Annotated in this window: 2 protein-coding genes and 1 tRNA gene; 1 reads left to right on the forward strand and 2 read right to left on the reverse strand. The window is 25.9% G+C overall.

The features are described 5' to 3' along the window. Positions 1 to 465 precede the first annotated feature (465 nt). Together KE631_RS02515 and KE631_RS02520 are read right to left on the reverse strand one after the other, a co-directional pair. Positions 466 to 551: transfer RNA gene (locus tag KE631_RS02515), tRNA-Leu, on the reverse strand. Positions 552 to 579: 28 nt separating this feature from the next. Continuing rightward, the gene (locus KE631_RS02520; protein WP_212509266.1) at positions 580 to 2,295 is read right to left on the reverse strand and encodes a DAK2 domain-containing protein; all 1,716 of its coding nucleotides are present in this window, start codon (positions 2,293 to 2,295) and stop codon (positions 580 to 582) included. 503 nt (positions 2,296 to 2,798) lie between these two features. Here KE631_RS02520 and KE631_RS02635 point away from each other — a divergent pair. Then, a complete protein-coding gene (locus KE631_RS02635) occupies positions 2,799 to 2,924 on the forward strand; it encodes a hypothetical protein (protein WP_265332882.1) in 126 nt (41 codons plus the stop codon). Positions 2,925 to 2,951: the final 27 nt, after the last annotated feature.

Consider the following 2,951-nt stretch of genomic DNA (forward strand, 5'->3'; position numbering starts at 1 on the left):
AACATCATTATCCTACCTAATGACACATCTCTTTTAGAAAAGCTTACAAACCAACGTAAAGACATGGAAAACCAATAAATTAATATAACATATTATAGATATCACAAAAGCAAGCTTTAATTAAAGCTTGCTTTTTGTTTTATTGTGGGAATAATTTCAGCATAAAATATAAATATAATAAAATATCTTTGCAATTGTTTTTTATTAAAATTATGTATAATATAGGCAAGTTATGTAATTTTAGATAACAATAATAAAATGATATTAAATATTTTAAATACATAAGAAAGTTGATTTTAAAATGAAAAAAATAAACAAACATTTTATCTATATTACTGTAATTATTGTATCTTTTATTATTGTTTTTATATTTCTTAATAACATGAAATCTAATAAGAAAACCCCCTTAATAAAAAGGGGGTTTTTAATATAATATAATGATTTTAATTAAAATAAATAAATTAATGGTGCGGATAGTGAGATTTGAACTCACACAAGATATTTCTTACATGCCCCTCAAGCATGCACGTCTACCGTTCCGTCATATCCGCTTAAAAATGATCTTATAGATCACTTTTGTTATTCTAATGAAACAATGTAAGGAATGTTGTTATTTTGGCTTTCTAAGGTTTCTAATTCAATGTGGTCGTAATTAGTTTCTAAGAAATTTTCTAGTTTTTCTAATTCTTTTTCATCAGTACATGAAGGATTATAAAAAACAGTTAAAAAGGTTTGATGAGGTTTAATCATTTTTTGGAGTAATGTTTTTAATGCTTGATATTTATCTTTATTAGTAGCTATTATTTTTTCTTCCCAAACAGATAAATATTCTTTTTCTAAAAGAGTTTGATTGGATATGTTTTTAGCATCTTTTTTATCAGCATAGATAATTTTTCCTGTTTGGATGTTTTTGATAGTTTTTTCCATGATAGTTTTGTTTTGTACTAAATCCAATGATTTATCAAAAGCTAAAAGAGCACTGTATCCTTGAGCGATGTTTTTAGTTTGTAAAAGGACAATTTCTTGATTGGTTCCTTGTAATTGTTTTAGTTGGGTTGTAAGCTTTTCTAAAAGAGATGTGTCATTAGGTAGGATAATGATGTTTTGGGAAGTATTTGTTTGTAGAAGTTTTTCAAAAGTAGTAGGGTTAAAAGTAGATTGTTTTATAATGTGATTTACTTTAAGGTCAGCAAAGACTTTTTGGCTTTTGGTATCATTTACAAATGCAACAAAAAAATATTTTTGATCTTTATTTGAGTTAGGTAAGTTTGAAGGTGACTTTGGGTCTGGGGTAGGTTCTTGTTGTATTGTAAATGTGTCGTGTTTTTGATCTAAAATTGATTGATGTTGTTCTTTCATGTTGTCAATTTTGCTTACCTTTAATGTGCCATAAGTTAAGAGTTTTTCTAAAACTTGTCCTGGTTTGTTGGTATGGATATGTATTTTTAGAATTTCTTGGTCTTTAACTAAAACTAAAGAATCTCCTATTTGTAATAAAGCTTGTTTAAGTTGTTTCATATCAAGGTTTTTTTCTTGGGATGCTTTGATTTGAAAAATGTATTCAGTGCAATAAGTATATTTAATATTAACTTGTCCCAACGTTTGTATTTTATCAGGATTTGTGTGTGTTTTGGTGGTTTGGTTTACTTGAAGTAGTTTTTTGTCTTGTAAAAATAATAACATTCCTTTAAGGATTTCAACAAAGCCAGCCCCTCCACTATCAACTACTCCTGCTTGTTTTAAGACTTCTAATAATTCAGTTGTTTGGGAAAGAGTTTTTTGGGCGTTTTGTAAGAAATTGGATAAAACATCTTCAATAGTACTAAATTGGGATTTAGCTTTGAGAGTTTGTTTAACAGCTTCACGAAAAACAGTTAAAATAGTGCCTTCTTGAGGTTCTATAATAGCTTGGTAAGCTTTTTGGTAGCCTCCTTCAAGTGAATGGATAAAATCATTAATATTGATAGTTTCTTTATTGAGTTTTTGGTAAGTTTGTGCCATTCCTGCAAAAAATTGGGATAAAATAACTCCTGAATTGCCTTTGGCACCCATTAATAATGCTTTTGATAAAACTTGGGATACTTCTACTATGGAACGAGTTTCTAAATTACTAATTTCTTTAACGCCTGACATCATAGTAATTTTCATATTAGTTCCTGTATCTCTATCTGGTACGGGAAAAACATTTAAATTATCAATGGTTTGGTAGTTGTTTTGTAAATTGATAGCTCCGTTAGCAATCATGTTTTTAAATAATTGTCCGTCAATAAATTGAATAACTTTATCTTTGTTCATTTTGGTTGCCTTTCTTCGAAAAAATTTCTTTAATATAATTAGATAATAATAAGGAATGGAATATTTTTTTTCGTAATTTGGTATGATTAGGAAAGATTTTTTATTTAAGGTAAATAAAAACCTATTTTAATTATAACATATTTTAATTTTTCTCTTATAAAACAAAGAAGTTAAGGGAGCAAAAATTTAGTTTTTTATGACTTATAAGTAAAATTATGAGATTATTGATAGAATTATTTAGTTTGTTATTTGTTTTATTTAAATTTGTTTTATTTTTTTTGAAAGAGATATAATAGAGATAATCAAATAATTATTAATTGTTAAAAAAGTTTTGTTTGTGATAATCAATTCATTAAAATAAAAACTAATTCATTTATAAAGTTTTAGGCAAGTTATAAAAATAGTGATTTATAAATTTGATATAACAATATAATTGTTTGATTTATTAACAACCAACTAACTTTTAAAAATAACAAAATAAAACGAAAGTGAGAAATTATCTTATGGATAATCAAGAAAAAGATCTCAATTTAAATTTTTTGAATAAATCATTTAAAATCGAAACTGCTATTACTTTAATTGCTTTTTCTTTAGTTGCAATAGCTTTAATTTTAGCTTTTAGACCTTAATTTCAACCACAACTAACAACAACTCCA

It is taken from the genome of 'Santalum album' aster yellows phytoplasma, from assembly GCF_018283495.1.
Classification (GTDB): domain Bacteria; phylum Bacillota_I; class Bacilli_A; order Acholeplasmatales; family Acholeplasmataceae; genus Phytoplasma; species Phytoplasma asteris.